This is a genomic window from Psychrilyobacter sp., assembly GCF_049671765.1.
In the GTDB taxonomy this organism is placed as follows: Bacteria; Fusobacteriota; Fusobacteriia; order Fusobacteriales; family Fusobacteriaceae; genus Psychrilyobacter.
This window is the reverse complement of record NZ_JBATVM010000282.1, coordinates 1-7251: the sequence shown is the minus strand read 5'-3', so window position 1 is coordinate 7251 and position 7251 is coordinate 1. Positions and strand designations below refer to the sequence as shown.

At 27.2% G+C, this 7251-nt stretch carries 7 protein-coding genes; 3 read left to right on the top strand and 4 right to left on the bottom strand.

Annotation, left to right across the window (positions count from 1 at the left end):
- Nucleotides 1-451: 451 nt before the first annotated feature.
- Complete coding sequence (locus WBG30_RS13270; RefSeq protein WP_424505133.1) at nucleotides 452-931, bottom strand: hypothetical protein; 480 nt, start codon at nucleotides 929-931, stop codon at nucleotides 452-454.
- A gap of 404 nt (nucleotides 932-1335) precedes the next feature.
- Here WBG30_RS13270 and WBG30_RS13265 point away from each other — a divergent pair, with 404 nt between their 5' ends.
- From WBG30_RS13265 to WBG30_RS13255, 3 genes are all read left to right on the top strand, one after another.
- The gene (locus WBG30_RS13265) at nucleotides 1336-2037 is read left to right on the top strand and encodes a ParA family protein (protein ID WP_424505132.1); all 702 of its coding nucleotides are present in this window, start codon (nucleotides 1336-1338) and stop codon (nucleotides 2035-2037) included.
- On the top strand, nucleotides 2030-2716 hold the full coding sequence (locus tag WBG30_RS13260; protein WP_424505131.1) for a hypothetical protein: 687 nt from the start codon (nucleotides 2030-2032) through the stop codon (nucleotides 2714-2716). The genes WBG30_RS13265 and WBG30_RS13260 overlap by 8 nt, the downstream gene beginning before the upstream one ends.
- A 429-nt stretch (nucleotides 2717-3145) precedes the next feature.
- Nucleotides 3146-4588: a replication initiation protein gene (locus tag WBG30_RS13255; RefSeq protein ID WP_424505130.1), complete on the top strand. Its 1443-nt coding sequence runs from the start codon at nucleotides 3146-3148 to the stop codon at nucleotides 4586-4588.
- A 153-nt stretch (nucleotides 4589-4741) separates the two neighbouring features.
- Here WBG30_RS13255 and WBG30_RS13250 read toward each other — a convergent pair whose 3' ends face one another.
- The 3 genes from WBG30_RS13250 to WBG30_RS13240 form a co-directional block, all read right to left on the bottom strand.
- Nucleotides 4742-5650, bottom strand: a complete 909-nt coding sequence (locus WBG30_RS13250) for an Abi family protein (protein WP_424505129.1) — start codon at nucleotides 5648-5650, stop codon at nucleotides 4742-4744.
- A gap of 838 nt (nucleotides 5651-6488) precedes the next feature.
- Entirely contained in the window at nucleotides 6489-6746 is a 258-nt protein-coding gene (locus tag WBG30_RS13245; protein WP_424504734.1) for a Txe/YoeB family addiction module toxin, read from the bottom strand.
- Nucleotides 6746-7012: a type II toxin-antitoxin system Phd/YefM family antitoxin gene (locus WBG30_RS13240; RefSeq protein WP_424505128.1), complete on the bottom strand. Its 267-nt coding sequence runs from the start codon at nucleotides 7010-7012 to the stop codon at nucleotides 6746-6748. Before WBG30_RS13240 ends, WBG30_RS13245 begins: the two co-directional genes overlap by 1 nt.
- Nucleotides 7013-7251 lie beyond the last annotated feature (239 nt).

Below are 7251 nucleotides of genomic sequence, written 5' to 3'. Positions count from 1 at the left end.
TAGTAACTCACTTTTCCCAATTCCCCTCTGACCAACTAAAATAAAGGGTCTGTGGGATTTTAAGCGAGGATTTATTTCTTTTTGTAATAGGTTATCACGGCCAACTAGCATAAGGTAACACCTCCAACTCTTTCCTTGTTGTAGTTTTCCCTTAAACACAAGGAAAACTATAGATAAAATATACTTCTAAATTCTAAGGATTTCATCCTTAACTGACTCTGTTTCTTTTCATGAGCAAAAGAAATAGAGGAAAGAAAAACTCACTTTTTCTAAATAATGTTATAGAGTGAGACCATGAATCCCCGTTTCTTAGTAGGATGCCTGACGGGCATAGTGGGTTCGACGAAACTCGCAAGATATCTACTGAGAAGCAGGGTAACATCTAGAAAAAGAATTAAGATCTGTAGATAAAAACACTTCTTACCTCTTACTTTTAACTTCTTACTTTAATTTATTGCAGCATAGTTTCTATTTTTCTTTCTATGGATTCTATTGTTAGATGTAGGTCTAAGAGTTCTTCCTCTGTTTGAAAATAAGACTTTATATCACTCGCTCCGTTATCTCCTATAAAAGCTTGGAGAGCTTCTTTTTTATCTTTTAAAAGTAAGAGTAACTTTCTATTTTTCTTTAAGTTACTTATTAGATCTGAGCCATCTTGAAGATATTTTATTTTTGCATTTCTTCTGCTAATTTTTTGTTGTTTGGAATAAATAGGAATGGAAAATCCTACTCCAGATCTAAATTCTGATTCTGAATTATCATAGTAGTTACCAACATTTACAGTGAGTGCTAAATCTAACCCTCCATATATTTGATTAGCTCTTTTATTTAAGGCTATCCAATATTCTTCTGAGGTCATAGAGAAAATACAAACAGTAAGTAGCAGGTAGAAGATAGTAAGTAAAAGATGGAAAATATTAAATTTCGACATAAAAATCAACCTCCTGAACAAACTTGAAACTATTTTAAATTTAAACCTAAGGATTTCATCCTTAAGTGAGTTCATTTACTTTTGGTGAGCAAAAGAAACGAACCAAAGAAAAACTCACTTTTTCTAAATGATGTTATTGAGCAAATCCATGAATCCCCGTTTCTTAGTGGGGTGCCTGACGGACATAGTGGGTTCGACGAAACTCGTAAGATATCTACTGAGAAGTAGAATAACATCTAAAAAAAGAACTAAAGTCAAAAATAAAGTCCTAAACCAAGTTTTTTATGCTTGTTACCTTTAATTATTATATATTTAAAAGTGAGGTAACATCCTTTATTTTATGATTAGATAATTTTATGGTACACTCATTGTAAAGAGTTTTATAAATTAAGAGGTGGAATAAAATGATTATTTATATTAAAAACTATAAAGGTGGAGTTGGGAAATCAACTATTACAAAGAACTTAGCTTCTGGACTAGAAAAATCTAACCTAAAAACAGCTATTGTTACCTTTGATGCTCAAAATGATTCTTTGGCTATGTTTGGTCACGATTGGGAAGCCGGTAATGGATTTAAACATTTTGTTAAAACAAAAAATGACTGTTCTATCCACATTAGACCAAATATTCATTATTATCCTTTGGAAACCGATGTTTTTGGATCTAATATGAAAAATAAGATCAAAGATGCTTTTGAATATTTAAAGAAAACTTATCAAGTTATCTTAATTGATGGTGCTCCTGCTGTAGATGGAGTTTTAGACAGTGTGGCTCTTGAAATATCAAATAAAATAATAGTCCCAATTATGTTAGATAAGTCTTCTGTTAACGGATTAGCTAGATTTTTAGAAACTGAAGCTGGACAAAAAGTTAATTTAATTGCTCCTAATTTTTATGGAGGAACTAAAGTAAATAAAGCATATTTTAAAGCACTGGAAGAGTTTACAAAAGATAGTAGTGTTACCTTATTAAATCCAATAAAAAGAACAGCTTTGGAAGAGGAACTATCAGAAAAAGGTAAAACTATTTTTGAAACTGAAGATAAGAGATCATTTGAAACTAGAGACAGATATATAGAGATGATAGAGGTGATTTTTAATGATTAATGTTGATTTAAGTCATTTAAAAAGAAATAATTTGAAAAAAGATGATAAATCTAAAGGTAACAATTTGTTACTTAACAAAAAAGAAAGTGTTATAGGTAACGAATTGTTACCTAACAAGATAGAAGTTTCTTTTGAACTTTCAGAAAACCATGAATTAAATAATTATTTAATTTTAAAATCTCAAGAGTTATTAGGAGTTCAATTAAATGCTAGATTACATTTAGGAAGAATTTTTCAAGATGTCTTTGATAAATTAGCCGGTAGTCCCCATAATGGATTATATGTTCAATGGCTAGGAATCAATGGGTTTAATAAGATGACTGCATTAAGACATAGAAATAGATATAAAATTTATAAAGATATGAAATTAGATCATTCAAAATATTTGATTGCTACAGCTTCTCAAAAAATTATTGATATTTTATTGACTCATCCTGAGAAAAAATCTATTCTAGAGATGATTGAAAGTAATATAACTAAAGAAGAATTAAATACTTTGGTATTAGGTCAGGATATTATTACTATAGAAAAAGAGTTTAATTTTGATTTGGAATCTGAATACAATAACTTTAAAAAGAAATATAATAAGATCAATATATCTAATTTGTCCAATAAACAAAAAGAGAAATTTTCTAAATTATTGGAAAGTTTTGATAAATTGTTTGAAGAGATAAAATAAGCTCTTATTTCAATTCTAAGAGTTTGGGTAATCTATTTGGTATATTAGTATTTATTTTTGTATTAAGATGATTTAATGAGGATATATGGAATTCTTATGATGAGATTATATTTAGAGAGAGAAATATTATTAAATAATAGAGATATCTTTTTCTATACGTTTATAAAGAAAGGATCAAAAAAGACAACTTTCTTATAGGTTGTTTTTTCTTTTTATATCTTTTAATGTTTTAGGCGATCTGTAAGTCAATAATATAAAGGGATATAAATCAAAAGAGGATACTCTATCTGACAAAAGGGATACCCCATCTGACAAAGGGGATACTCTATCTGACTTTAAAGGATACTCCATCTGACAAACCATAAAAATAAAACTTGGATACTTAGATTTGTTGTGGTATCCTTTTAAAAAGGGTTTTTGGGGGAAAAAATGAATAGAAATGAAATGGTTGTACACCATAATTATTTAAACGAAAGTAAATTTACAGATTTTACAGAGTTAGAATTAAATTTATTTATTACTATTTTATATAAAATGAGACATGAAAAAGAAAATGAAGTGACTTTTAAAAGTGAAGATATAAAAAATATGACAAATGCAAAAGATCGAAGCTATAAGGAATTTGAAAGGATTCTACATTCTTTGCAGGATAGGACATTTTATTTAAAAACTATAGATGGTTATGAAAGAATTAAACCTTTTCCAACTTTGATTTTTAATAATGAGAAGAAAAAAATAACTGTAGAAGTTAATAAGCGAATGGTTCCTGTATTTAGGCAATTAAAGGAACAATTTACTCAATATTCGTTGAAAGAATTTGTATCATTAGATAATAAATATGGAAAAAGGTTATATCAACTATTAAAGCAATATGAATCTATAGGAAAGAGAAATTTTAAATTAGATAATTTTCGAGAACTATTAGATTGTACAAATAAAAGTTATGATAAAATGTCAAATTTAGATAAAAAAGTATTGATGAAAGCTAGAGATGATATAAATGAAAAAACTTCTTTAAATGTTGATTATGTTAAATTAAAAAAAGGTAGAAAGATAGAAAGTGTTGAATTTACTATAAAAAAGAGTGATAAGACTACACTATCTGACTATAAGGATACTCCATCTGACAAATTAATTAATTTGAAATTAGATATAGGGAAGATAAGTAAAACTAAGGATTTATCAAATGAAAGAAGTAGCGAAACTAAAGGGATAAAGAAGGATAAGACTACACTATCTGACAAATCATTAAAACAAGAAATTAAAGGAAAAGCAGAAAAACAAGCAGCTAAAAAGAAGGTAATAAAAAAAGATAAGACTACACCATCTGACTATAAGGATACTCTATCTGACAAATTAGAGAAAGCAATTTTAAAAGCTAAAAGGAATATATATGTTTCTAAAGCTTGGAATAAAAGGGTAGATAATAAAATTAATAAAATATTGAATGAAAACGATGAGAAATATACCCTAGATATTTTAAATCGATTGTACACTAGTGTAAAACAGGATATAAAAACTACTTTAGTCCAATATATAAATGGAATTATGAAAAATATTAGGATAGAAGTCAAAGAAAAAGTTATTTCTTCTCATAATTTTAATAAAGTAAAGGAAGAAAAAACTAGTAATAAAGAAGAAGTTAAAGGGAACAAGTTGTTACCTAAAGAAAATAAAGAAGAAAACAATGAGGAAATGACTCTAGAAGAATTTGAAAAACTAGATGATAAAAGGAAAGAAAAATTAGAAAAAGAAGCTATAATACTAACTATGAAAAAAGTAGATATCTCTGAAAAATTTCTTTCAGATCTAAAAAAGAAATCTCTCAAGATATATTTTAATACAATAAAAGCAAGTATAAAGATAAAATGATAAAGATAGAAAAAAAGGCTGGAATTTGTTCCAGTCTTTTTGTTAGGTAACAAATTGTTACTTAATAAAAAGGAAAATAGGTAACATGGGGATAGATATTAAAAATGAAAAAAAGGCAACTCATAGTAAGTTATCTACTTGAGCTGCCTATTATTATATTTTTAAAGTAGTTATCCAATCAATAGGGAATTTTAAATCTTTTGATGGGTTAATAACATTAGAGTATCTATTAAATAAAATTTGTAAATTATCAATAGTTTCATTGAATAGGTCCTTATCCTGTATAAGATATTTAAAAACCAAAAAGATAGCATAAATATTAAAAAGTTCCTTACCTTGAGGAGTTTTTTTAGAAATATCTCTCCAAGTTCTATGTTTTATAGGAGAAATCTCCAAGATATTATCAAATAATTTTTCATGGTGAGCACAAGTATTTCTAACTTCTGTTATAGTTAAAAGCCATGAAGTAATATGTTTAGCATTAACTTTATGGTAAAGAGATTTATAATAATTCTCAACAATTATTTCTTTGTCTTCTTTTAATAAATTTTTAAAAAATTTTGATAGCTGACCAAGAGTAGAAAGCTCTATAAATTTATATATGGGTAAATGATCATTATATTTATTTTGATGATGCTTTACCATTAATGGTCGTTCGTTATTAGTTGGTTCTAATTTATATTCTAATTTTTTTAAAAAGGTTTCATGAAAGAAAGAATTGTTGAAATGATTCTTATTAAATTGGCAATGAATTCCATATTTATGACCTAATTCATAAGCTATTTGTGTTCGTAAAGCTAATTCAATACTTTCAACTAATTCTAGTATAAGAAACTTTAATTCCCTATCAAATTTATATAAATCATATATATCTTCAAAAGTAGTACCATCAATAAAATCATTGGAAGAATTTAAAAATTTGAATTTATATGCCATAAGTTTTTGATAGTTAAGTCTTTTTAAAATTTCTATAGATTTAGATTCTGAATTAAACTTTAATTTTCTTTTTTTTAGTAGAATTATCATTTCTTCTCTAGTAAGAGCAGGTTTTGAAATACACATAAAGAACCTCCGGGTAAAAAAAAAGGCCATCACAGTAATCCGGGCAGACATTTCCAAATGGAAATCGCTAACCGCTGTTTGGCTCTATCAATTTGATTATAGACCAAATAAAAGAAATAGTCAAGTAGTAGGAGGAAAAAGAAAATAGAGGAAGGTAAGGAAACCTAGATTTATTATAGTTTATAATAATAGGTACACGGGTTAAATCTGATAAGTTCTTTGATTCTTACTGATTATTTTTTATCTGTGATAATTTGAGCTTTTTATCTGTGTATGGTGATAAAGTCAATATTCGCTTCTATTGAAAATTATAGAAATAGGACTGCTGAAATTTTAAAGAGTCCCTCTTTAATACGGGTTCATTTCCGATTCACGAATATCAAAATTAGATGTAATTAAATCTAATTTTAAATGTGAGTCAGCAAAAGAAACGAACCAAAGAAAAGCTCACTTTTGTTTACTCTTCCTTTTTATGGTTTCTCGATTGACGAGTACGAAATTTTCTTGTTAGCAATAAGAAAATTACGATGTCAAAGAGAAACCGAAGCAATAACCAATTGATGTTATAGAGTGAGACCATGGATCCCCGTTTCTTAGTGAGATGCCTGACGGGCATAGTGGGTTCGACGAAACTCGCAACACATTTACTGAGAAGTAGAGTAACATCTAGAAAAAGACTAAATTCAAAAAAATAAAGACCTTGTCGTTGTTGTAGGAACAGAGGGCTGAAGCTTAATGACTATAAATGTGCGAAAAAAATAAAGTCGTGATTGTTATTGTTGAGAAAAACAATTGGAAATTAAAAAAATTCTCTAGTAAAATCTAGAGAATTTTTTTATTAATCATAGTGATATCTACATTGTAGGATAACTATTTTATTATCTTCGACAATATATACTATTCTATGTTCTATGTCTAATCTTCTTGACCAGAGACCTTTTAAATTATTTTTTAGAGGTTCAGGTTTTCCTATTCCTTGAAAAGGAGTTCTAATTATATTTTCTATTAGTTTAATTAATCTTTTAAACTTTTTTTTATCATTGATAGCCCAATAATTATAATCTTCTAATCCATTTGTTGTAAACTCTATTCTCATTACTTTTCACCATTTAATTCATCTAATGTAAAACTAGTAGTCTTCCCATCTTCATATTGCTTGATAGAATCAAATAATCTATTTCCATTAGCTCTAGAAGATAAAAGGTGTATAGTTTCAGATAAAGATTCATAATCTTCTCTTGATGTTAATATCATATCTTCTTTATTTGCAGTAGTTATAATAATAGGTTCATGATCTTCCCTAGATTGATCTAAATATTTTTTAAAGTTTTTTCTAACATCAGTTGAATTTGCTACTTTCATTTATATCTCCTCCTTTTCTTACATTATATATTGTACACGATAACGTACAATATTGCAATTTTATAAATTATATTCTAGTTTGAAATTATTGAGTTCATCTTCTGTTTGGATTTTGTGGAGAATTTGGTTTAGTTTATCAAATTCTTTTAGATTTGAAATAAACTTTATTAATTTTGAAAAAAGCTTGGCTTTTTTAGTTTCAAATTCTGTTTTATAGCCTCTAATTTCGCGATTTTGAG